The sequence below is a fragment of the Amycolatopsis sp. NPDC059657 genome, from assembly GCF_042734395.1.
Lineage (GTDB): Bacteria > Actinomycetota > Actinomycetes > Mycobacteriales > Pseudonocardiaceae > Amycolatopsis.
Genome location: NZ_JBHWEB010000013.1, coordinates 31,934 through 54,337, shown reverse-complemented (window position 1 = coordinate 54,337; position 22,404 = coordinate 31,934). Strand labels below are relative to the sequence as shown.

Annotated in this window: 19 protein-coding genes; 9 read left to right on the top strand and 10 right to left on the bottom strand. The window is 68.7% G+C overall.

Annotated elements, in window-relative coordinates:
* Positions 1-29: 29 nt before the first annotated feature.
* Genes iolD through ACFV15_RS09740 form a run of 8 tightly spaced genes read right to left on the bottom strand, consistent with a single transcriptional unit; the run spans position 30 to position 8,257 of the window.
* Positions 30-1,862, bottom strand: a complete 1,833-nt coding sequence (gene iolD / locus ACFV15_RS09775; protein WP_378349796.1) for a 3D-(3,5/4)-trihydroxycyclohexane-1,2-dione acylhydrolase (decyclizing) — start codon at positions 1,860-1,862, stop codon at positions 30-32.
* Positions 1,859-2,749 (bottom strand): 5-deoxy-glucuronate isomerase, encoded by an 891-nt coding sequence (gene iolB, locus ACFV15_RS09770; protein ID WP_378349795.1) that lies wholly within the window; start codon positions 2,747-2,749, stop codon positions 1,859-1,861. Before iolB ends, iolD begins: the two co-directional genes overlap by 4 nt.
* Positions 2,746-3,633, bottom strand: coding sequence for an aldolase (locus ACFV15_RS09765; RefSeq protein WP_378349868.1), 888 nt, complete (start codon positions 3,631-3,633; stop codon positions 2,746-2,748). The genes iolB and ACFV15_RS09765 overlap by 4 nt, the downstream gene beginning before the upstream one ends.
* Before the next feature lie 2 nt (positions 3,634-3,635).
* A complete protein-coding gene (gene iolC / locus ACFV15_RS09760; protein WP_378349794.1) occupies positions 3,636-4,565 on the bottom strand; it encodes a 5-dehydro-2-deoxygluconokinase in 930 nt (309 codons plus the stop codon).
* Positions 4,562-5,341 (bottom strand): ATP-binding cassette domain-containing protein, encoded by a 780-nt coding sequence (locus ACFV15_RS09755; protein WP_378349793.1) that lies wholly within the window; start codon positions 5,339-5,341, stop codon positions 4,562-4,564. Before ACFV15_RS09755 ends, iolC begins: the two co-directional genes overlap by 4 nt.
* Complete coding sequence (locus tag ACFV15_RS09750; RefSeq protein WP_378349792.1) at positions 5,338-6,381, bottom strand: ABC transporter permease; 1,044 nt, start codon at positions 6,379-6,381, stop codon at positions 5,338-5,340. The genes ACFV15_RS09755 and ACFV15_RS09750 overlap by 4 nt, the downstream gene beginning before the upstream one ends.
* On the bottom strand, positions 6,381-7,364 hold the full coding sequence (locus ACFV15_RS09745) for a sugar ABC transporter substrate-binding protein (protein ID WP_378349791.1): 984 nt from the start codon (positions 7,362-7,364) through the stop codon (positions 6,381-6,383). Before ACFV15_RS09745 ends, ACFV15_RS09750 begins: the two co-directional genes overlap by 1 nt.
* An 8-nt stretch (positions 7,365-7,372) precedes the next feature.
* The gene (locus tag ACFV15_RS09740) at positions 7,373-8,257 is read right to left on the bottom strand and encodes a TIM barrel protein (RefSeq protein ID WP_378349790.1); all 885 of its coding nucleotides are present in this window, start codon (positions 8,255-8,257) and stop codon (positions 7,373-7,375) included.
* A 102-nt stretch (positions 8,258-8,359) separates the two neighbouring features.
* On the opposite strand from ACFV15_RS09740, the gene ACFV15_RS09735 reads away from it, so the two are divergent.
* From ACFV15_RS09735 to ACFV15_RS09725, 3 genes are read left to right on the top strand one after another with little or no spacing between them, the layout of a single operon-like run.
* A complete protein-coding gene (locus ACFV15_RS09735; protein WP_378349789.1) occupies positions 8,360-9,373 on the top strand; it encodes a LacI family DNA-binding transcriptional regulator in 1,014 nt (337 codons plus the stop codon).
* Entirely contained in the window at positions 9,370-10,863 is a 1,494-nt protein-coding gene (locus ACFV15_RS09730; protein ID WP_378349788.1) for a CoA-acylating methylmalonate-semialdehyde dehydrogenase, read from the top strand. Before ACFV15_RS09735 ends, ACFV15_RS09730 begins: the two co-directional genes overlap by 4 nt.
* Before the next feature lie 24 nt (positions 10,864-10,887).
* Positions 10,888-11,889 (top strand): Gfo/Idh/MocA family oxidoreductase, encoded by a 1,002-nt coding sequence (locus ACFV15_RS09725; protein ID WP_378349787.1) that lies wholly within the window; start codon positions 10,888-10,890, stop codon positions 11,887-11,889.
* A gap of 66 nt (positions 11,890-11,955) precedes the next feature.
* Here ACFV15_RS09725 and ACFV15_RS09720 read toward each other — a convergent pair whose 3' ends face one another.
* Together ACFV15_RS09720 and asnB are read right to left on the bottom strand one after the other, a co-directional pair.
* The gene (locus tag ACFV15_RS09720; RefSeq protein WP_378349786.1) at positions 11,956-12,264 is read right to left on the bottom strand and encodes a hypothetical protein; all 309 of its coding nucleotides are present in this window, start codon (positions 12,262-12,264) and stop codon (positions 11,956-11,958) included.
* Positions 12,265-12,583: 319 nt separating this feature from the next.
* Positions 12,584-14,410 (bottom strand): asparagine synthase (glutamine-hydrolyzing), encoded by a 1,827-nt coding sequence (gene asnB / locus ACFV15_RS09715; protein ID WP_378349785.1) that lies wholly within the window; start codon positions 14,408-14,410, stop codon positions 12,584-12,586.
* A gap of 340 nt (positions 14,411-14,750) precedes the next feature.
* Here asnB and kdpF point away from each other — a divergent pair, with 340 nt between their 5' ends.
* The 6 genes from kdpF to ACFV15_RS09685 are packed head-to-tail and all read left to right on the top strand — an operon-like array spanning position 14,751 to position 22,352.
* The gene (gene kdpF / locus ACFV15_RS09710) at positions 14,751-14,852 is read left to right on the top strand and encodes a K(+)-transporting ATPase subunit F (protein WP_091297258.1); all 102 of its coding nucleotides are present in this window, start codon (positions 14,751-14,753) and stop codon (positions 14,850-14,852) included.
* The gene (kdpA, locus tag ACFV15_RS09705) at positions 14,852-16,486 is read left to right on the top strand and encodes a potassium-transporting ATPase subunit KdpA (protein WP_378349784.1); all 1,635 of its coding nucleotides are present in this window, start codon (positions 14,852-14,854) and stop codon (positions 16,484-16,486) included. The genes kdpF and kdpA overlap by 1 nt, the downstream gene beginning before the upstream one ends.
* Positions 16,483-18,564, top strand: coding sequence for a potassium-transporting ATPase subunit KdpB (gene kdpB / locus ACFV15_RS09700; RefSeq protein WP_378349783.1), 2,082 nt, complete (start codon positions 16,483-16,485; stop codon positions 18,562-18,564). Before kdpA ends, kdpB begins: the two co-directional genes overlap by 4 nt.
* A 4-nt stretch (positions 18,565-18,568) precedes the next feature.
* Entirely contained in the window at positions 18,569-19,132 is a 564-nt protein-coding gene (locus ACFV15_RS09695) for a potassium-transporting ATPase subunit C (protein WP_378349782.1), read from the top strand.
* Between the two features lie 5 nt (positions 19,133-19,137).
* Positions 19,138-21,672 (top strand): DUF4118 domain-containing protein, encoded by a 2,535-nt coding sequence (locus ACFV15_RS09690; protein ID WP_378349781.1) that lies wholly within the window; start codon positions 19,138-19,140, stop codon positions 21,670-21,672.
* Positions 21,669-22,352, top strand: coding sequence for a response regulator (locus ACFV15_RS09685; protein ID WP_378349780.1), 684 nt, complete (start codon positions 21,669-21,671; stop codon positions 22,350-22,352). The genes ACFV15_RS09690 and ACFV15_RS09685 overlap by 4 nt, the downstream gene beginning before the upstream one ends.
* Positions 22,353-22,404: the final 52 nt, after the last annotated feature.

Sequence of the window (22,404 nt, the reverse complement as noted above, 5' to 3'; positions counted from 1 at the left end):
TCTAACCGTCGGGAACACTCACGAGCCCTTTACCCCAAGTACCTGACCTGGCCCGGCTTGGCCTCGTCGTACGCCGGCCGCCCCGCGAGGTGTTCGGGCACTCCGACTTCCCACCAGGCTCCGGCCTCGGTCCAAGCGTTCGGTTGCGTAGCGACCACCACGACCGCGGGCCTCTTCTCGGCCACGGCCGCTTCACGCGCCTTCGCGTAGGCGACGCGCACGTCGTCCAAACCGGTGGCCGTGAAGACCGCGCAGCCCAAGGACTCCGCGTGCTTGGCGAAGTGGACACGCGGCGGCGCCGCGTGCCCGGACCGGCAGTCGGCGTACAGGTTGTTGAACGGCCTGCCGCCCTGGCCTTCCTGCAGCCGCGCGATCACCGCGTAGCCGTCGTTGTCGCAGACCACCGCGACGAACGGATGCCCGGCGAACGCCGCCGAGAACAGCTCCGAGTTGAGCATCAGGTACGAGCCGTCACCCAGCATCGTGGTGACGAGCCCGTCGTGCGCCATCGCCGCGCCCCACGCGCCCGCGAGTTCGTAGCCCATGCAGGAGAAGCCGTACTCGACGTCCATTGTGGATTCGCCGGTCGCGCGCCAGCCGCCGAGCAGCTCACCCGGCATGCCGCCGGACGCGGTCATCACGTAGTCGCGTGGCTCGGACAGGTCGTTGACCACGCCCACCACCTGCGCGTACGTCGGCACTCCCGACTCGTAGGCGCGCAGACCGTCGATATGCGCGTCCCACCGTCCGCGCTCGATCGCCGCGCGCTCGGTCCAGCCCGGCGTGACGACCCAGCTCTCCAGCAGTTCGGAGAGGTCCGCGAGCCCGGCGTCGGCGTCACCGACGACCGCCAGCGCGCCGTGCTTCACCGCGTCGAACCTCGCCGCGTTCAGCGTGACGAGCCGGACGTCGGGTGAGAAGACCGTCCAGGACGCCGTCGTGAAGTCCTGCAGCCGCGTCCCGACGGCGAACACCACGTCCGCCTCGGCCGCGAGCACGTTCGCCGAGGTCGACCCGGTGACACCCAGCGGCCCCGCGAAGAGCGCGTGATCGTGCGGGACCAGCGTGCGCCCGGCCGTGGTCTCGGTGACGGGGATGCCATGGCGCTCCGCGAATTCCACCGCGCGACGCCCGGCGCCGGAGTACCGGACTCCGCCGCCCAGCACCAGCAACGGCTTGCGCGCCGCACGCAGCACGCCGGCGGCTTCGACCAGCTGACGCTGGTCCGGCCTCGGCCTCAGCGGCCGGTGCGTGACCGGCGCGAACAGCGACTCCGGGAAGTCGAACGTCTCGACCTGCACGTCTTGGGGCAAGGCCAGCGTGACCGGCCCGGCGTCGGCCGGGTCGGTGAGCACGCGCGCGACCTGCGGCAGCGTCGAGAGCAGCTGCTCGGGCTTGGTGATCCGGTCGAAGTAGCGGCTGACCGCGCGGAACGCGTCGTTGACCGTCGCCGTCGCGTCGCCGAAATGCTCGACCTGCTGCAGCACCGGGTCCGGCGCACGGCTGGCGAACGTGTCACCCGGCAGCAGCAGCACCGGCAGCCGGTTGGCGTGCGCGACCCCGGCGGCGGTCACCATGTTCAGCGCGCCGGGCCCGATCGACGAGGTCACGACGCCGACCTGACGCCGGTGCGTCGCCTTCGCGTACCCGACGGCGGCCAGCGCCATGCCCTGCTCGGTGTGCCCGCGCCACACGGGGATCTCGTCGCGGTGCTCCTCGAGCGCGGTGCCGAGGCCGAGCACGTTGCCGTGCCCGAAGATCGCGAACACCCCGGGGAACAGCGGGACCTCTCGGCCGTCGAGCGTTTCGGAGCGCTGCGCGAGCATCCAGCGGACGAGCGCCTGCGCGGTGGTCAGCTTCATGAGAGCCGCCCTTCGTGGCTCGTCACCGGGCACCGCGGGTCGAGCTCCTGCTCGGCCCAGCTTTCCCGGATCCAGCTGTGCGCCGGGTCGTCGCAGAACGCCATCGACCGCTCGGCGGCGGGCCCGGCGAGCACGTTCAGGTAATACAACGGGTACCCGGGCGCGGCCACACACGGCCCGTGATATCCGCGTGGGATAAGGAAAACATCGCCATCGCGCACCGCGACGTCCTCGTCGAGCTCGCCGTCGGTGGTGTAGGTCCGGTGCAGCCCGAAGCCCTCGCGGCTCGGCGTGACACCGTCGCGCCCCGCGACGCGGAAGTAGTAGATCTCCTCGTTGATCACCTCGCACTCGGTCGCCTCGTCGTGCTTGTGCGGCGGGTACGAGGACCAGTTGCCGCCCGGCGTGATGAGTTCGCACGCGTTGAGCTTGTCCGCGTGGTCCCACACACCGGGCGTGCCGAAGTTGGTCACCTGCCTCGTCGCCTGGCCCGCGCCGCGCACCTCGACCGGCACGTTCTCGGCAGACCCGTACTTGGGCTCCAGCCGGTTCACGCAGCGCGCCATCGGCAACGCGACCTCGATACCATCCGAAGTGGACAGTTCGACTTCGGCGTCACGCGGCACGTACGCGAAGTCCGTGACCCGGCTGAACACCGACTCGCGGCCCTGCAGTTCGAAGGTCCGGCCGTCGACCCTGACCACGCAGGAACCGGCCAAGGGCAGCACGAACGCCTCGTACTCGCCCGTGTGCAGCACCCGCGTCTCACCGGCTTCGAGCCTGAGCACCCGCAGGCCGCTGTAGTTCCAGCCCGCGGAGTCGGGGCTCAGCCGGATCGGGTCCTGGCCGTCGCTCAGTGTCCCTAATGGACGGTGCAGCTTGCTCACTTGGCGGCCTCCAGAATCTTCGCGGCGGCCTCGACGGCCGCGCCGACATCCCCATCCGGCGGATACAGCAACGTCCTGCCCACCACGAGACCACGCACGGCCTGGTGGCGCAACGCCCGTCCCCACGACGCGAGATCGGCGGCCGGGTCGGCCGACGGGACCCCGCCGAGCACGACCACCGGCAACGTCGTCGCGTTCAGCACGGCCGCGTCCTCGGGCGCCGGGATCTTCAGCCAGGTGTGCGCGGAGGTCACGCCGATGCCCGACGCGACCGCGACCGCGCGTGCCAGCGACTCCGCGTCCTTCTGCAGCACCAGCTTCCCGTCGGCGTCGCGGTCGTAGGGCAGCGGCTCGACCATCGCCATCAGCTCGTGCGCGGCCAGCTCCGAGACCGCTTGCGCGCAGGCCTGCAGCGTCGGCACCGTGCCGGGGTCCGAGTCGACCAGCCGCAGCAGCATCTTGCCGCCGTCCAGCCGGAAGTCGACCAGTGACCTGGCGTCGTAGCCGGTGAACCGGTCGTCGATCTCCCAGTCCGCGCCTGCCAGCCCGCCGCGGTTCATCGAGCCGATGACCACCTTGTCGTGCAGCGCGCCGAGCAGCAGCAGCTCCTCGACGACGTCCGGGGTGCCGAGCAGCCCGTCGACGGCAGGGTTCTCCAGCGCGACCAGCAGCCGCTCGATCAGCGATCGCCGATCGGCCATGGCCATCGGGTCGTCGCCGACGCCGAGCGCGCCACGCGCCGGGTGATCGGCCGCGACCAGGAACAGGGTTCCCTTGTCCGACAACAGCTTGCGCCGTCGCCGGTGCGCGTACGCCCGCTTGATCGCACCCGGATCGGTGACGCGCGTGCGCAGCAGCTCGTTCCAGCGCTCGTCGGTCAGCAGGCTCACAGCAGCTCCTCGATCTCTTCGGCGGTCGGCATCGCGTCGGCGCAGGCCAGCCGCGACGCGACCAGCGCGCCCGCCGCGTTGGCGTACTCGGCGATGCGCACGGGATCCCAGCCGGACAGCAGTCCGTGGATCAGCGCGCCACCGAACCCGTCACCCGCGCCGAGCCCGCAGACGACCTCGACGCGTTGGGGTTTCACGGTCCAGCGGCCGTCCGGCGTCGCGACCAGCACGCCATCGGCGCCCTTCTTGATCACCGCGAGCTTCAGCCCGCGCTCGAGCATCCGGTCCGCCGCGACGTCCGGGTCCGCCGTGCCGACCGCGACCTCCGCCTCGGCGCGATTGCCGACGGCGACCGTGACGTGGTCGAGCATCCAGCCGATCTCCGCGCGCGCCGCCTCGACATCCGGCCAGAACATCGGCCGGTAGTCCAGGTCGAGCACGGTGTGCTCACGCCGCGCGCGGGTTTCGAGGATCTTGCGCTGGGTGGTGCGCGCCGGTTCGACCGAGACACCGGTGCCGGTGACCCACAGCAGCGGCACCGACTCGATGACCGCCCACGGCACGTCCTCGTCCGTGATCGTGAGGTCCGGCGCGATCGGCGCGCGGTAGAACAGCAACGGCGGGTCGGCTGGCGGGTTCAGCTCGCAGAACACCACGGGTGTCTGCAGGCCGGGGGAGGTGCCGACGTGCTCGGGCACCACCCCGAACCCGGCCAGCGCCTCGCGCACGTAGTCGCCGAACCCGTCGGGGCCGACCTTGGTCAGCACCGCCGTCCGCCGCCCGAGCCGCGCGGCGGCGACCGCGACGTTGGTCGCGGTGCCGCCGAGCGACTTGGCGAAAGTGCTGACGCCGGCCAGCGGCACCCCGCTCTGCTCGGGGTAGAGGTCGACGCCGACCCGGCCGATCGTCAGTGCTTCCAGGTTCATCCCGTTTCCACCTGCCGCAGTTCGTGCTCGAGTGCTTCGAGCTCGGCGCCACCCGCCATCTGCCGGGTGAGCTCGTTGATGTCGATCTCGGACTTCTCGTACGAGCCGAGCGCCGCGCCCCGCTTGAGCAGCAGGAACCTGTCCGCGACCGGATACGCGTGGTGCGGGTTGTGCGTGATCAGCACGACCCCGAGCCCGCGATCGCGGGCCTGCGCCACGTACTTGAGCACGACACCGGCCTGCTTGACGCCCAGCGCCGCCGTCGGCTCGTCGAGGATCAGCACCTTCGCGCCGAAGTGCACGGCACGCGCGATCGCCACGCACTGCCGCTCACCGCCGGACAGCGTGCCGACCGGCTGCTCGACATCACGCAGGTCGATGCCCATGTCGGACAGCGCCTTCTTGGTCGTCTCACGCCCGGTCTTGCGGTCCAGCGCGCGAAACGGCCCGAAGCCGACGGTCGGCTCGGAGCCCAGGAAGAAGTTCCGCCAGACGCTCATCAGCGGCACCACCGCGAGGTCCTGGTACACCGTCGCGATGCCGCGGTCGAGCGCCTCGCGCGGGGAGTTGAACCGGACCGGCTCGCCCTCCACCAGGAACTCGCCACGGTCGTGCTGATGCACCCCGGCGAGGATCTTGATCAGCGTGGACTTGCCGGCGCCGTTGTCGCCGAGCACGCAGGTGACCTCGCCCGCGTTGACCACAGTGGACACATCGCGCAGCGCGATGACGCTGCCGTAGGTCTTCCCGATGTCCTTGACCTGGATCAGACTCATCGCCGTACCCTTTCCGCGCGTCGCCGGAAGGTGTTGTTGACCAGTACCGCGGCCAGCAGCATCACGCCGAGGAAGAGCATGAACCAGTCGCTGTCCCAGCGGGCGAACACGATGCCCTGCCTGGCCATGCCGAAGATCAGCGCGCCGATCGCCGCGCCGACCGCCGAGCCGAACCCGCCGGTCAGCAGGCAGCCGCCGACCACCGCCGCGATGATGTACTGGAGTTCGAGGCCGATGCCCTGGTTCGCCTGGACGCTGGCGAACCGCAGGATGTTGATCGACCCGACGATCCAGCCCGCGAAGGCCGTGGTCATGAACAGCAGGATCTTCGTGCGCACCACCGGGACACCGACGGCACGCGAGCTCTGCAGCGAGCCGCCGACCGCGAAGATCCAGTTGCCGAACTTGGTGCGCACCAGCACCCACGCGGCCACCGCGGCCACGATGATCCACCAGACGATCGAGATCTGGAACTGCGTGCCCCCGATGTCCAAAGTGGACGCGAAGAGCGCGCCTGCCGACTCGTAGCCGTCGGTCGCCCGCATACCGGAGACCTGGACCGTGCCGGTGACCAGCCTGGTGATGCCGAGGTTCAGCCCCTGCAGCGCCAGGAAGGTGCCGAGCGTGACGATGAAGCTCGGCAGCCCGGTCTTCATCACCAGCCAGCCGTTGAACGCCCCGACCGCCAGCGCGAACGCCAGCGAGGCGAGCAGCGCGAGCCACACGTTCCAGCCTGCCTGTGTCGCCAGCATGGCGGTGACCAAGGACGTCGACGCGGTCATCACCCCGGCGGACAGGTCGAACTCGCCGCCGATCATCAGCAGCGCCACCGCGACGCCCATGATGCCGAGCGTCGACGAGTCGTCCAGCCAGGTCGAGACCCCGAGCGGGCTCAGGAACTGGTCGGTGACCACGGAGAAGAACACGAAGACGAGCACGGCGCCGAGCAGCGCGCCGATCTCCGGCCGGACGATCAGCCGATCGCTCAGCCTGGGTTTGGCTATCCGTTCATCCGCCCGCGCGGGCGCTGCTACGGCCATTACCGGGTACCTCGCTGCGCGTAGGGTGCGATGGCGTCGACGTTGCTCTTGTCGACGAAACCGGGCCCGGTCTGGACCGGCTTCCCGCCGCCGATGGTGTTCGCGTTCTCCTTGTAGAGCTTGAGGAACACGATCGGCAGGTAGCCCTGTTCGTACTGCTGCTGGTCGACGGCGAAGAGGATGCTGCCGTCCTTGATGGCGGCGACCACGTCGGCGTTGAGGTCGAACGTGGCGACCTGCGCCTTCGAGTTCGCGCCCTTGGCCGCGGTGATCGCGCCGGCGGCGACCTGGGAGTTCAGCGCGAGCACCGCGTCGATCGACGGGTCCGACTGCAGCGCCGCCTTGAGCCTGGCCTGCGCGTCGGTCGGGTTGTTGATGTCGACCTGCAGCGTCTGGACATTGCCGAAGCTCTGCTTCGCGCCGTCGCACCGCTGGTTCTGGCCGACGTTGCCCGCCTCGTGGATGACGCAGAGCAGCTTGGTCTTGCCTGCCGCCTTGAGCCGCTGTCCCGCGCCCTGGCCCGCGAGACCCTCGCTCTGGCCGACGTGGGCGAGCGCGCCGAACTCGGCGCTGCGGTCCTCACCGGAGTTGATGGTGATCACCGGGATACCGGCCTTGACCGCGTTCCCGATCGAGGTCTTGAGCGCCTCGGGGTTCGCCATCGAGACCACGAGCCCGCCGACCTTCTGCGCGACCGCGTTGTCGATCAGCTTCGACTGGGCGCCGGGATCGCCGTCCGAGTTGTACTCGACCTTCACACCGAGCTGCTTGCCGGCGGCCTCGGAGCCGTTCTTGACGACGTTCCAGAACGCGTCGCCCGCGCTGCCGTGGGTGATCACGGCGATGCGCAGGTCACCGCTCTGCGCGGGCGCGTCGGCGGCGCCGGTCGCGGCAGGCTTGTCGGCGGTGGGGCCGCTGCACGCGGTGAGCACGAGGCCTGCGGCGAGGCCGAGCATCCATTTCTTGGCTGTCAGGGACTTCATTGTCTCTCCTAGAGTCGGTCGGCGATCTCGGTCAGGTGCTGCAGGCTGCGCTCGGTGTCACGGCGTGGACCGTCGACCGGGCTCGCTTCACCGAGGGCGGTGTCCTGTTCGAGGACGTACCAGCCTCCGTATCCCCCCGCGTGGACGAAGCGCACCAGTGCCTCGACGTCCACATCTCCTTCGCCGAGCGGGACATAGATGCCCTGCCCGACAGCTTCGGTGTAGCCGAGACGGCCCGCGCGGACCTCCTCGGCGATCTCCGCACGGACATCCTTGAGATGGATGTGCCCGATCCGGTCCGGGTACCGCTTGGCCAGCTCGACCGGGTCGGTCCCGCCGATGAGCAGATGCCCGGTGTCCAGGCAGAGCGGCAGCGCCGAGTCGGCGAGGAACCGCTCGACCTCCGGCTCGGTTTCGACGTGCGTGCCCACGTGCGGGTGCAGCACCGTCTTGAGCCCGTGCTTCGCGGCGATCTCACTGATCTTGGCGGAGGTTTCGACGAGCGTGGCCCATTCGGCGTCGCTCAGCCGCGGCCGTTCGTCGTAACCGTCGAGCCCGGTGGCGGCGGCGAGCACCAGCACCTCCGCTCCGCACGCGGCGAACAACGCCGCGGAATCCTCGGCCTCGGCCAGCGCGGCCGCTTGCTCGGCATGCAGCACGACGGCGAGGAACCCGCCGACCAGGCTCAGCTTGTAGTCGCCGAGCAGCGCCCGCAACTCGGCCGGGTCGCGCGGCAGGTACCCGGGCGGGCCGAGTTCGGTGGCGTCGACGCCCAGCTCGGCCATCTCGCCCAGCACGGTCGGCGCGTCGAGCACCCGGCCCCAGCCCGGCACTTCGCACACCCCCCAGGAGATCGGGGCGGCGGCGATTCGGATCTTGGACGACGCTGTCATCGGGGCCTCTCGCGGTCGGCGGTTAGAGCGCTCTATTGATTAGAGCGCTCTAATCTTGTAACGTCGATCACGGCAAGTCAAGGGCGAATCGGGGAGGTGACGGTGTCGCGACCGACGATGGAGGATGTGGCCGCCCGTGCGGGAGTTTCTCGCGCACTGGTGTCCTTGGTGATGAGGAATTCACCGAAGGTCAGCGAACAGCGCAGGCTCGCCGTGCTGAAGGCCGCGGAGGATCTCGGCTATTCCCCGCACGCGATGGCCAGGTCACTGGCCAGCCGCACGTCGACCGTGCTCGGCGTGATGGTCTCCGATCTGCGCAACGCCTTCTTCGCCGATGTGGTGGAGGGGCTCGACGCGGCCGCGCAGGCGGCCGGGTTCGAACTGATCCTCAACACGGGTGGCCGCAGCCCGACGCGTGAGCGTTCGGCGTTGCGGAGCCTGCTTTCCTTTCGCCCGGCCGGTGTCATCCTGCTGTCGCCGGTGATGCCCGCGTTCGCCATCGAGGACGCGGTCAAGCAGTGCCCGGTGGTCATGGTGTCGCGCACGACCCGCGCCCCGGAGATCGACACGGTGAACGACGACGGCGAGGCGGGCGCCGCGCTGGCGGTCGATCATCTCGTCGCGCTCGGCCACCGCCGGATCGTGCACCTCGACGGTGGCGGCGCGGCGGGCGCGGCGGCCAGGCGGCGTGGTTTCCGCGCGGCGATGGCCAAGCACGGCCTGCCGCCGCTGATCATCCACAGTGAGCACACCGACAGCGCCGGCGAGAAGGCCATGCAGCAGATGCTCAACGAGTACATGCTGGCCCAGCGGCCGACGGCGGTGGTGGCAGGCAACGACTTCAACGCCGTCGGTGCCATCTCCCGGTTGGAGGAAGCGGGTTTGCGGGTCCCGGAGGACATCTCCGTGGTCGGCTACGACAACACCTCGCTCGCCGCGCTGCGTCACCTCTCACTGACCACTGTTGACCAGCCGAGGACCGAAATGGGCAGGCTCGCCGTCGAGGCGCTGCTCGAACGCGTGCGTGACGGCCGCGAGGAGCCCGTCCGCCATCTGCTGCACCCATCGTTGGTGGTCCGGTCGACCACCGCCAGCCCCGTAGGAGAAGCACTGTGACCGAACTCGTCCAGCACTGGATCGACGGCGCGCGCACATCCGGCGTGTCCGCCCGCCGCGGCGACATCTTCCAGCCGGCGACCGGCGAGGTCGCGCGGCAGGTCGTGCTCGCCGACCAGTCCGATGTGGACACCGCGGTCGCCTCGGCGGTCAAGGCGTCGCAGGACTGGGCCGACAGCTCGCTGTCCTCGCGGGTGCGCATCCTGTTCAAGTTCCGCGAGCTCGTCGACGCGCACCGTGACGAGCTCGCCGCCCTGATCACCGCCGAGCACGGCAAGGTGCTCTCCGACGCCGCCGGTGAGGTGCAGCGCGGCCTGGAGGTAGTCGAGTTCGCCTGTGGCATCCCGCAACTGCTCAAGGGTGAGCATTCCGAGCAGGTCTCGCGCGGTATCGACGCCTACTCGATCCGGCAGCCACTCGGGGTGGTCACGGGGATCACGCCGTTCAACTTCCCGGTCATGGTGCCGATGTGGATGTTCCCGATCGCCATCGCCTGCGGCAACACCTTCGTGCTGAAGCCGTCGGACCGTGATCCGTCGGCCTCGCTGCGCCTGGCCGAGCTGTTCTCCGAGGCAGGTCTGCCGCCGGGCGTGCTCAACGTCCTGCAGGGTGACGCGGTCGCGGTCAACGCGTTGCTGGCGCACCCGGACATCGCGGGCGCCTCGTTCGTCGGCTCCACCCCGATCGCCAAGCACGTCTACGCCACCGGAACCGCGGCGGGCAAACGGGTTCAGGCCTTGGGCGGCGCGAAGAACCACATGGTCGTGCTTCCGGACGCGGACATCGCGAGCGCGGCCGACGCCGCCGTCTCGGCGGGCTATGGCAGCGCGGGCGAGCGCTGCATGGCGATCTCGGTGGTCGTCGCCGTCGGGGACTCCGCCGACGAGCTGGTCGAGGCGATCGCCGAGCGCACACGCGACCTGAAAACCGGCCCCGGCACGGATTCCGCCTCCCAGATGGGCCCGGTCGTCACCGGCGCTGCCCGCGACCGCATTGTGTCCTATGTGGATGCAGGAGTCGAGGCGGGTGCCCGATTGGTGGTTGACGGGCGCGGGTTCGCGCCGGAAGATCATGAAGGTGGCTTCTGGGTCGGCCCGACCTTGTTCGACAACGTGACCCCCGAAATGCCGATCTACACCGACGAGATCTTCGGCCCGGTGCTCGCGGTCGTGCGCGCCGAGTCCTTCGAAGCGGCGCTGGAACTGGTCAACGCCAATCCCTACGGCAACGGCACGGCCGTCTTCACCGCGGACGGCCTGGCCGCCCGTGAGTTCCAGCGCCGGGTCACCGTGGGCATGGTCGGCATCAACGTGCCCATCCCGGTGCCCATGGCCTACTACTCCTTCGGCGGCTGGAAGGACTCCCTCTTCGGGGACACCCACGTCCACGGCGCCGAGGGCGTGCACTTCTACACCAGGGGCAAGGCGGTCACCGCACGCTGGCCGCGGCAGGCGCACGGTGTCGACCTCGGCTTCCCCACCCACGGCTGAGCTTTTATCTACTGGAGGATTCTTATGAGGTTGGGACTCGCAGGTACCGGCCGGATCGGTACCTCGCACGCCGAGACGCTCAAGAGCTTCGACGAGGTCACCTCGGTCGTCGTCGCCGACGTGGACTCGGCGCGGGCGCGTGCCATGTCGGCCAAGCTCGACGTCGAGTTCGCCGACGGCATCGACGCACTGTTCCAGTCCGGTTTGGACGGTCTGGTGGTCACCGCGGCCACGGACGCCCACCCGAAGCTGATCACCGCGGCCGTCGACGCCGGCATCCCGGTGTTCTGCGAAAAGCCGGTCGCCGCGGACATCGACGGCACCCTCGCGGTGATCGACCGCATCAGCGGCTCGGACGTGCCGGTGCAGATCGGCTTCCAGCGCCGCTTCGACGCCGGCTACACCACCGCCCGCGAGGCCGTGGCCTCGGGCGACCTCGGCTGGATCCACACCCTGCGCGCGACCACGCTCGACCCGGCGCCCCCGCCCGCGGAGTACGTCAAGCACTCGGGCGGGCTCTTCCGTGACTGCGGCGTCCACGACTTCGACATCATCCGCTGGGTCAGCGGCCGCGAGGTGACCGAGGTCTACGCGCTCGGCACCAACCGCGGCGAGCGATTCTTCGCCGACGCGGGCGACGTCGACACGGCCGCGGCCACCCTCGTCCTCGACGACGACACCCTCGCGGTCGTCTCGCTCACCCGCTACAACGCGGCAGGCTACGACGTCCGCCTCGAAGTACTCGGTTCGCGATCGAACGTCATCGTCGGCCTCGACGACCGCGCCCCCCTGCGCTCGGTCGAGCCCGGCGTCGTCGCACTGGCCGGTCCGGCCTACCCCGGCTTCATGGAACGTTTCCGCCCCGCCTACACCCGCGAACTCGAGGTCTTCGTCTCCGTGGTCGCCGGCCGCGCCACCAGCCCATGCGGAGTCGCGGACGCACTCGAAGCCTTCTACGTAGCCGAAGCCTGCGAGATCTCCCGCCGCGAACGCCGCCCCGTCCGCGTCGACGAGGTCCGCCGCTAAGCCCGCACGGGTCGTGAGTGTTGCGGGTTCTAACCGGTCTCAACACTCACGACCCGTGGCTTTCCGCTAGGTCAAGGTAGCTCGATGGAGCACCTCGATGTACATGATCCGGCCGTCTACGATGTCCAAGATCAGCATGCCCTGTGAGGGCGCGAGCGGCAGGCACCGATGTCCTGATCCGTAGGGCTGCCCTCGCGGATGTTCCGCCGTATGAATGCTTCGACAGAAGTCGTCGCCGCACTGGCATTCGCCGACCAGGCGCAAGTCCTTCGCACAGGTTGCCAGCGCGTGTTCGCCCTCGCTTTCGAGGAGCGACACCAACTCGGTGATCAAGTTCGGGTAGCTGTCGCGAACGAGCGGCCGTTCTCCCTCCATGGAGCCGGACACTACTGCCTACGAGAGTGATGCCGCGAGTTCTTAGTGGCTCGGTCGCGAAGGTCGTGAGTGTTGTGGCCGGCTATTGAGGGAAACGCGAAAGCGGCGTGATCGCCGCCCCGCCGGGAGCGTCAACCCAGGGTCGCTACACCGCCCGGATGATGATCTTCGCGAGTGGAGGAATCTGGCCGTTGAACGTCCAGATTCCTCCTTTCGCTTCACCTTCGGCTCAGACAGCCGGAAGGCATACCAGATTTGGCTTTTCCCTCAAGAGAACCGGCCGCAACATTCACGACCCAAGCTCTGCTGGCCGCTCGGCTCAGTACTGGATTTCGGGGGAGTAGATGTCCAGCCAGTGGTAGAGATCCAGCGTCCGGTCGAGACCGGTGCGGATGTCGCTCGGCATGGTGTGGCTGTCCAGCTCGGCTGCCGAGTGGACCCAGCTTCGGTCGACGAGGTCGAAGACCGGGTGGTCAGGCTCGGCGAGTACCTCCTTGACCTGTAGCTGCAAGGCCGCTGCGTATGCAGGGTCCTGTGTGGACGGATAAGGGCTCTTCACCCGCTCCGCGACGGACTGGGGGAGTACGTGCTTGGTGGCGTGGCGGAGGAGGCTCTTCTCCCTGCCGTCAAAGGTCTTGAGAGACCAGGGTGTGTTGTAGACGTACTCGACCAGGCGGTGGTCGCAGAACGGGACGCGTACTTCGAGGCCGACGGCCATGGAAGCGCGGTCCTTGCGGTCGAGGAGCATGCGGACGAACCTGGTCAAATGCAGGTGGCAGATGGTGCGCATTTGCTGTTCGAAGGGGCTGGCGTTGTCGAGGTGGTCTACCTCGGCGACCGCTGTCGCGTATTGGTCGGCGACATAAGCCGGCAAGTCGAGGCGGTCGCGGAGGTCTTTGTTGAGCAGGGATGCGCGGTCGGTGGTCAGTGCGTTTCGGAAGGCCAGCCAGGGGAAGGTCTTGGCGTTGCGGGCCTCAGGATCGTGGAACCAGCGGTAGCCGCCGAAGACCTCGTCGGCCGATTCGCCGGACAGGGCGACCGTGGACTCCGCGCGGATGGCTTTGAACAGAAGGTAAAGGGACGTGTCCATGTCGCCGAGGCCTGCTGGGATGTCGCGGGCCGTGATGACCGCTCGGCGGATGGCCGGGTCGGTGAGGTCGCTGGGATTCAGGACGATGTCGCGGTGGGCCGAGCCGACCAGCGCGGCGACGTCGCGGACGAAGGGGGAGTCCGGGGTGTCGCGCATTTCATCGGCGTGGAAGTTCTGTTCCTGGCCTAGGAAGTCGACTGAGAAGGTGCGGAGCTGCTCGCCTTGGGAAGCGAGGTGGGCGGCGGCGAGGCCGGTGACGGCGCTCGAGTCGAGGCCTCCCGAGAGCAGGACGCAGCGGGGGACGTCGGCGACGAGCTGGCGGTGGACGATGTCGGTCATGAGCTCGCGGACGCGCTCGACCGTCGTTTCCTGGTCGTCGGTGTGCTCGACGGCGTCGAGCTTCCAATAGGCGCGGGAGCGGATGCCGCCGCGGTCGACCGTGACGATCGCGCCGGGCGGGACTTCCTCCATGCCCTTCCAGAGGGACCAGCCGGGGGTTTTGGTCATGGTGACCAGGTCGCGGAGGCCGTCGGCGTCGACCACCTTGCGTGCCAGCGGGTTCGCGAGGATCGCCTTGGGTTCGGAGCCGAAGAGGACGCCGTCGGCGGTGGGGTAGAAGTAGAAGGGCTTGATGCCCATGCGGTCGCGGATCATCACGAGCTTTTCTTCGCGCTCGTCCCAGATCGCGAAGGCGTACATGCCGTTGAGGTGGTCGGCGACGCTTTCGCCCCACTGCAGGTAGCCGTGCAGCACGACCTCGGTGTCGCTGTCGGTTTCGAAGCGGTGGCCCAGTTTGGTGAGTTCGGCGCGCAGTTCGGTGAAGTTGTAGGCCTCACCGCTGTAGACCATCGCGACCGAGTTCGTGCTCATCGGCTGTTTGCCGCCCGGCAGGTCGATGATCGCGAGCCTGCGGTGGCCGAGGCCGGCGTGCGGCCGGAGGAAGGTGCCCGAGTCGTCGGGGCCGCGGCACGCCATGGTGGCGGTCATGGCGTCGAGAGTGTGGTGCTGCCTGGTCAGATCCGAGTCGTAAGCGACCCAGCCGGTGATCCCGCACATGCGTTGCCTCCCGGGAATTTATTTAGTTACTACAACTACACGTAACTCAGGTGTAACACGGTTTCGGTTCGTTGTCTGCCCGAATCGGGCGGTGTGTGCTCGATTCACTACTTGCTGTGATGTGGATCACCGGCTATCAAGATCGCGTAAACGGCCACTACCAGCGCATCAAGGAGTCGTAAGCGGCCCGTTATTACAGAGCGCTACGGGCGCAGTGTTGCCGTGTCGCCAGATGGGTGACACGTCAAGAGAGGTGCACAGTGGCCGATTTGCTCTACGCCGTCCTGTTGATCGGCGTCTTCGTGGTGCTCGCGCTCACGCTGCGCGGATTGGAACGGCTGTGAACGGGGCGGGCACGGTGGCCAACATCGTCGGCGGCGTGCTGGCGCTGGGCCTGATCGTCTACTTGTTCATCGCTCTGATCAAACCGGAGAAATTCTGATGTCGGACACGACGGCCGGGCTGCTCCAGCTCGGCCTCCTCTTAGTCGCTCTCGCGGTGGCTTACAAGCCGCTCGGCGACTACATGGCGCGAGTGTTCTCGTCGGAGAAGCACTCGAAAGTGGAAAAGGGCCTCTACAAGCTCTTCCGCGTCAACCCCGATTCCGAACAGCGCTGGCCGACCTACGCCGCGGGCGTGCTCGGCTTCTCGTTCGTCTCGGTGGTACTGCTCTACCTGCTCCAGCGCCTGCAGCCGCTGCTGCCGTGGGATCTCGGCCGTGGCGCCGTCTCGCCTGCGGTCGCGTTCAACACCGCGATCAGCTTCGTCACCAACACGAACTGGCAGTCCTACGTGCCCGAATCGACCATGGGGCACTTCGTGCAGATGGCCGGGCTGACGGTGCAGAACTTCCTGTCGGCCGCGGTCGGGCTGTCCGTCGCGATCGCGCTGACCCGCGGGTTCATCCGTTCGCAGGCTGACCGCCTCGGCAACTTCTGGGTGGACCTCACCCGCGGCACGATCCGTGTCCTGCTGCCGATGGCCTTCGTCTTCTCGCTGGTCCTGATCGCGCTCGGCGTCGTCCAGAGCCTCAAGGCCGGCATCGCCGTGACGAACCCGGACGGCACCTCGGGCACCATCGCGCTGGCGCCCGCCGCCAGCCAGGAAGCCATCAAGGAACTCGGCACCAACGGCGGCGGCATCTTCAACGCCAACTCGGCGCACCCGTTCGAGAACCCGAACTACTGGACGAACCTGGTCGAGCTCTTCCTGATCCTGGTCATCCCGGTTTCGCTGACCCGCACGTTCGGGCAGCTGGTCGGCAACCGCAAGCAGGGCTCCGTGCTGCTGTCGGTGATGGGCCTGCTGTGGGGCCTGATGCTCGCCGTCACCTGGATCTCCGAGGCGAAATCCGGTGGTATGGAAGGCAAAGAGCAGCGCTTCGGCGCCAGCCTGACCTCGATCTTCGCCAACACGACCACGGGCACCTCGACCGGCGCGGTCAACGGCGCGCACGACAGTCTCAGCGCGCTCGGCGGTGGCGGTCCGCTGCTGAACATGCTCTTCGGCGAGATCTCGCCGGGTGGTGTCGGCACCGGTCTCTACGGCATGCTCGTGATGGCGATCATCGCGATGTTCCTCGCCGGGCTGATGGTCGGGCGGACCCCGGAATACCTGGGCAAGAAGCTCGGCAAGCGCGAGGTCACCTGCGCGGCCGTCGCGATGCTCGCGATGCCGACCGTGGTGCTGCTCGGCTCCGCGCTGGCGCTGATGTTCCCCTCGACCACGGCGGCGCTCGGCAACGGTGGCGCGCACGGCCTGTCCGAGGTGCTCTACGCCTATGCCTCCACCGGCAACAACAACGGCAGCGCGTTCGGCGGCCTGACCGCGACCAGCGACTGGTTCCAGAGCAGCTTCGGCGTGGCGATGGCGTTCGGCAGGTACATCCCGATCATCGCCGTGCTCTGCCTCGCCGGTTCCCTTGCCGCGCAACGGAAGGTGCCGGAGACGGCGGGCACGCTGCCCACCACCGGACCGCTGTTCGGCACGATGCTGACCGGCACGGTCGTGCTCGTCGCCGCTCTCACCTTCATCCCGGCGCTCGCGCTCGGGCCCATCGCGGAGGCACTCGCGTGACCATCACCGAAGAACGTCCTGTCATGAAACACGCGGAAGAAACCCGGCGGATCGGCGTCGGTGTGTTCAGCCCGCGGCAGCTGTGGACGTCCGTCCCCGACGCGCTGCGCAAGCTCAACCCCAAGCACCAATTGGCGAACCCGGTCATGTTCGTGGTCTGGGTCGGCTCGCTGCTGACCACCGTCTTCGCGATCACTGACCCCAGCGTCTTCACGATCCTCATCGCGGTCTGGCTGTGGTTCACGGTCCTGTTCGCGAACCTCGCCGAGGCCGTCGCGGAAGGCCGAGGCAAGGCGCAGGCGGAAACCCTGCGCAAGTCCAAGAAGGAGACTGTCGCACGCAGGCTGACCGAGGACGGCTCGGAAGAGAGCGTGCCCGGTGTCGACCTGCGCATCGGTGACCTGGTCGTCGTCGAAGCGGGGCAGGTGATCCCGGGCGACGGCGACGTCGTCGAGGGCATCGCGACGGTCGACGAGTCGGCCATCACCGGAGAGTCGGCGCCGGTCATCCGAGAGTCGGGTGGCGACCGGTGCGCGGTCACCGGCGGCACGACCGTGCTGTCCGACCGGATCGTCGTGAAGATCACCACCAAGCCCGGCGAGTCCTTTGTGGACCGCATGATTGCGTTGGTGGAAGGCGCTTCCCGGCAGAAGACGCCGAACGAGATCGCGCTGACCATTCTGTTGTCGACGTTGACGATCATCTTCCTGCTCGCCGTGGTGGCGCTGCAGCCGATGGCCGGGTACTCGGGCAGCCAGCAGTCCGTGGTCGTGCTGACCGCGCTGCTCGTCTGTCTCATCCCGACCACGATCGGCGCGCTGCTGTCGGCCATCGGCATCGCGGGCATGGACCGGCTCGTGCAGCGCAACGTCCTCGCGACCTCGGGCCGCGCGGTCGAAGCGGCCGGTGACGTCAGCACGTTGCTGCTGGACAAGACCGGCACCATCACCTTCGGCAACCGCAAGGCGACCGAGCTGATCCCGGTCGGAACGTCCACAGTGGAGGAACTCGCCCATGCCGCACGCCTGTCCAGCCTGGCCGACGGAACCCCGGAAGGCCGCAGCATCCTGGAGCTGGTCGCCCGCGACCACGGCCTGACCGAGACCGCGTCCGAGGACGAGAAGCTCGCCGAGTTCGTGGAATTCACCGCGCAGACCCGGATGAGCGGCATCAACGTCGGCGAACGCGAGGTCCGCAAGGGCGCCACCGCGTCGGTCCGGCAGTGGGTCCGCGAGCGCGGCGGCGAGGTCCCCGACGAGACCGAGCGGGTCGTCGACGAGATCAGCGGCCAGGGCGGCACGCCGCTGGTGGTCGCCGAGGTCGACGGCGGCAAGGCGTTCGTGCGCGGCGTGATCCGGCTGTCCGATGTGGTCAAGCCCGGCATGAAGGCGCGGTTCGAGGAGCTGCGCGCGATGGGCATCAAGACGGTGATGATCACCGGTGACAACCCGCTGACCGCACGTGCGATCGCCGAGGACGCCGGCGTCGACGACTATCTCGCCGAGGCCAAGCCCGAGGACAAGATGGCGCTGATCCGCAAGGAGCAGGAGGGTGGGCGGCTGGTCGCGATGACCGGTGACGGCACCAACGACGCGCCCGCGCTCGCGCAGTCCGATGTCGGTGTCGCGATGAACACCGGCACGTCGGCGGCCAAAGAGGCCGGGAACATGGTCGACCTCGACTCGAACCCGACCAAGCTGATCGAGATCGTCGAGATCGGCAAGCAGCTGCTGATCACGCGCGGCGCGCTGACCACGTTCAGCGTGGCCAACGACCTCGCGAAGTACTTCGCGATCCTGCCAGCGATGTTCCTGGCCATCTACCCGCAGCTCGGCGGGCTGAACATCATGCACCTGGCGACGCCGAAGTCGGCGATCCTGTCGGCGGTGATCTTCAACGCGCTGATCATCGTCGGGCTGATCCCGCTGGCGCTGCGCGGCGTGCGATACCGGCCGTCGTCGGCCTCGGCGCTGCTGCGCCGGAATCTGCTGATCTACGGACTCGGCGGGATCGTCAGCCCGTTCCTCGGCATCTGGCTCATCGACCTGCTCGTCCGTCTCATCCCTGGAATCGGGTAACACCATGAATGGCTTGTTGAAGCAGACTCTCGCCGGGCTGCGCGTGCTGATCGTCTTGACGGTGCTGCTCGGCGTGCTCTACCCGCTCGGGGTGTGGCTGGTGTCGCGGATCCCCGGACTGGAATCCAACGCCGAGGGCTCGATCATCACGCAGAACAACCAGCCCGTCGGATCCTCGCTGATCGGCGTGGATCTGCAGGGTGACCAGTGGTTCCACTCGCGACCGTCGGCGGGCAGCCCGTCCGCGTCGGGCGCGTCGAACAAGGGACCGGCCAACCCTGACCTGCTCGACGCCATCGCCAAGCGCCGGGCCGCCGTCGCCGCTCTCGAGGGCGTGCAGCCGTCGCAGGTGCCGCTCGACGCGGTGACGGCATCGGCCTCGGGCGTCGATCCGGCGATCAGCGTCGACTACGCGAACCTGCAGGTCGCGCGGGTGGCCAGGGCCAACGGGCTCCCCGAAGCAAAGGTGCGGGAGCTGGTCGCGGCGAACACGGCAGGAGTGTTACCCGGCGTGAATGTGCTGAAGCTCAATCTCGCCGTGCGTGACGCCGCCGGGGGAGCAAGATAAGTCCCGTGGACACCGAAAGCAGGCCCGTGAAGCCGCGCCGGGGAGAACTCAGGATCTACCTCGGCGCGGCGCCGGGCGTCGGCAAGACCTTCTCGATGCTGGGCGAGGCGCGGCGGCGGATCGACCGCGGCACCGACGTCGTCGCGGGCATCGTGGAGACGCACGGCCGCAAGAAGACCGCCGAGCTGCTCGGCGGCATCGAGGTGCTGCCGCGCCGCGAGTTCGTGCACCGCGGCACCCAGTTCACCGAGATGGACATCGACGCGCTGCTCGCGCGCAAGCCCGAAGTGGCCATTGTGGACGAACTCGCGCACACCAACGTGCCGGGTTCGCGTAACGAGAAGCGGTGGCAGGACGTCGAAGAGCTGCTCGCGGCCGGTATCGACGTGCTGTCCACCGTGAACGTCCAGCACCTGCAGAGCCTCAACGACGTCGTCGAGCGGATCACCGGCGTCGCGCAGCAGGAGACCATCCCGGACGAGGTCGTCCGCAAGGCCGAGCAGCTGGAGCTCGTCGACATCACCCCCGAGGCGCTGCGGCGCAGGCTCGCGCACGGCAACGTCTATCCGGCCGAGCGCATCGACGCCGCGCTCGGGAACTACTTCCGGCCAGGGAACCTGACCGCCTTGCGGGAGTTGGCCTTGTTGTGGGTCGCCGATCAGGTGGATGTCGCGCTGCAGCGATATCGCGCCGAACAGAAGATCACCGATACCTGGGAGGCCCGCGAGCGGGTCGTCGTCGCCATCACCGGCGGGCCGGAGAGCGAGACGCTCATCCGGCGCGCGCGGCGGATCGCGACCCGGGCCGGTGCGGAACTGCAGGTCGTGCACGTGTTGCGCGGCGACGGGCTGTCCGGGCTCGGGCCGACGGCGGTGTCGAAGTACCGGAAGCTGGCCGAGGACGTCGGCGCGACGTTCCATCAGGTGGTCGGCGACAACGTGCCGAACGCGCTGCTCGACTTCGCGCGCGGGGTCAACGCGACGCAGCTGGTGATCGGCACGTCGCGGCGGTCGCGGGTGGCGCGGCTGTTCGACGAGGGCATCGGCGCGGCGGTCGTGCAGGCGTCCGGCGCGATCGACGTGCACACGGTCACGCACCAGCAGGCGGGCGGGCGGCTGCGCGCCCGGTTCGACCACAGCCCGCTGACGCCGTCGCGCCGGATGATGGGCTGGGCGCTCTCGCTGGCGCTGCCCGCGTTCGCGACGGGAATCGGGCTGGTGCTGAAGAGACAGCTGGACTTCTCGACCGACGTGATCGACTACGTGCTCGCGACCGTCATCGTGGCGCTGGTCGGCGGGCTCGGCCCGGCGTTGCTCGCGGCGCTGTTTTCGGCCGGGTTGCTGAACTTCTTCTTCACTCCGCCGCTGTACACGCTGACCGTGCACGAGCCGCGCAATGTGATCACGCTGATCGCGATGGTCGTGGTGGCGGTGCTGGTCGCGACCGTCGTCGACATCGCCGCGCGCCGGGCGGCGCAGGCCGCGCGGGCACGGACGGAGGCCGCGTTGCTCGCGTCCTACGCGCGGACGGTGCTGACCCACGAGCATCCCGTGCGGCGGCTGCTCGAAAAGCTGCGCGAGAACTTCGGGCTGGTTTCGGTGGCGCTGCTGGAAAAGAGCGACGGCGGCTGGGCGCTGGTCGAGCAGGCCGGCGAGGATGTCTGCCGGGATCCCGATGAGGCGGACGTCGACATCGCCGTCACCGCGGATGTGCATTTGACCCTGCGCGGGCGGGCGCTGCCCGCTTCGGATCGCCGGGTGCTGGAAGCCGTCGCGGGGCAGGCGCTGCTCGCGTTGCGGCAGCAGCGGATGGCACTGGCCGCCGCGCGTGCCGAACGCAAGGCCGAGGCGACCGAGCTGCGGACGGCGCTGCTTTCCGCCGTGGGGCATGATTTGCGGACACCGTTGACGTCGATCAAGGCATCGGTCGGCAGCCTGCGCGCGGAGGATCTGACTCTGTCCGAAGAGGACACCGCCGAACTGCTGGAGGCGATCGAGCTGTCGGCCGACCGGCTCGCGGGGCTCGTCGAGAATCTGCTGGATTCCTCGCGGCTGGCGACCGGCGCCGTGCGGCCGTTGCTCAGGCCGGTCGGCTACGACGAGGTCGTCGCGCACGCGTTGTCCAATGTGGACAACTCGGAGTCGGTGCTGGTGTGCGTCGACGACACGTTGCCAGCGGTGTTGGCCGATCCTGGCCTGCTGGAACGCGTTGTCGCGAACGTGCTCGACAACGCGTTGCGCCACGGCGCTTCGACCGAGCCGGTCGCCGCGCGGGCGAGCGAGCATTCCGACCATGTCGAACTGCGCATCGTCGACCACGGCCGCGGGCTGAAGAAGGGCACGGCCGACTCGGCGTTCGCGCCGTTCCAGCGGCTCGGCGACCGCGACGCGACCCCCGGCGTCGGGCTCGGGCTTTCGGTGGCGAAGGGGTTCACCGAGGCCATGGGCGGCGGCATCCGCGCCGAGGACACGCCGGGCGGTGGCCTCACCGTGGTGATTTCCTTGCCAGCCTATCGTTCTGCCATGGAGGAAATCCGATGAGCACCGTGCTCGTGGTCGACGACGAGCCGCAGATCGTGCGCGCGCTGCGGATCAACCTGTCGGCGCGCGGCTACAAGGTGATCACCGCGCACGACGGCACGGCCGCGTTGCGCGCGGTCGCCGAGACCAAGCCGGACGTGGTGGTGCTCGACCTCGGCCTGCCCGATATGGACGGCACCGAGGTCATCGCGGGCATCCGCGGCTGGACGCTGGTCCCGATCATCGTGCTGTCCGCCCGTGGCGATTCGTCGGACAAGGTCAAGGCACTCGACGCGGGCGCCGACGACTACGTGACCAAGCCCTTCGGCATGGACGAGCTGCTGGCCCGGCTGCGCGCGGCCGTGCGCCGGTCGACGGCTTCCGCGGGCGAGGACGCCGACGCGGTGGTCGAGACGGGGACGTTCTCGATCGACCTGGCGGCCAAGAAGGTCCGTAAAGACGGGGCCGAGGTGCATCTGACCAAGACCGAGTGGGGTGTGCTGGAACTGCTCGTGCGGAACCGGGGCCGCCTGGTCGCGCAGAAGCAGATCCTGCATGACGTGTGGGGCCCGACTTACGAGACGGAGTCGCACTACCTGCGGGTTTACCTGGCTCAGCTGCGGCGGAAGCTCGAACCCGAGCCCTCGCGGCCGCGACACCTGCTGACCGAGCCTGGGATGGGCTACCGCTTCGAGCTTTGAGGGGTCGTGAGTGTTTACGCCGGTTAGAACCGGCGATACCACTCACGACCCC

Excerpts from the sequence above, each read along its gene's own strand:
- iolD (WP_378349796.1), bottom strand. The coding sequence starts at position 1,862 with ATGAAGCTGACCACCGCGCAGGCGCTCGTCCGCTGGATGCTCGCGCAG.
- iolC (WP_378349794.1), bottom strand. The coding sequence starts at position 4,565 with ATGAACCTGGAAGCACTGACGATCGGCCGGGTCGGCGTCGACCTCTAC.
- ACFV15_RS09755 (WP_378349793.1), bottom strand. The coding sequence starts at position 5,341 with ATGAGTCTGATCCAGGTCAAGGACATCGGGAAGACCTACGGCAGCGTC.
- ACFV15_RS09750 (WP_378349792.1), bottom strand. The coding sequence starts at position 6,381 with ATGGCCGTAGCAGCGCCCGCGCGGGCGGATGAACGGATAGCCAAACCC.
- ACFV15_RS09745 (WP_378349791.1), bottom strand. The coding sequence starts at position 7,364 with ATGAAGTCCCTGACAGCCAAGAAATGGATGCTCGGCCTCGCCGCAGGC.
- ACFV15_RS09740 (WP_378349790.1), bottom strand. The coding sequence starts at position 8,257 with ATGACAGCGTCGTCCAAGATCCGAATCGCCGCCGCCCCGATCTCCTGG.
- ACFV15_RS09725 (WP_378349787.1), top strand. The coding sequence starts at position 10,888 with ATGAGGTTGGGACTCGCAGGTACCGGCCGGATCGGTACCTCGCACGCC.
- ACFV15_RS09720 (WP_378349786.1), bottom strand. The coding sequence starts at position 12,264 with ATGGAGGGAGAACGGCCGCTCGTTCGCGACAGCTACCCGAACTTGATC.
- asnB (WP_378349785.1), bottom strand. The coding sequence starts at position 14,410 with ATGTGCGGGATCACCGGCTGGGTCGCTTACGACTCGGATCTGACCAGG.
- kdpA (WP_378349784.1), top strand. The coding sequence starts at position 14,852 with ATGTCGGACACGACGGCCGGGCTGCTCCAGCTCGGCCTCCTCTTAGTC.
- ACFV15_RS09695 (WP_378349782.1), top strand. The coding sequence starts at position 18,569 with ATGAATGGCTTGTTGAAGCAGACTCTCGCCGGGCTGCGCGTGCTGATC.
- ACFV15_RS09685 (WP_378349780.1), top strand. The coding sequence starts at position 21,669 with ATGAGCACCGTGCTCGTGGTCGACGACGAGCCGCAGATCGTGCGCGCG.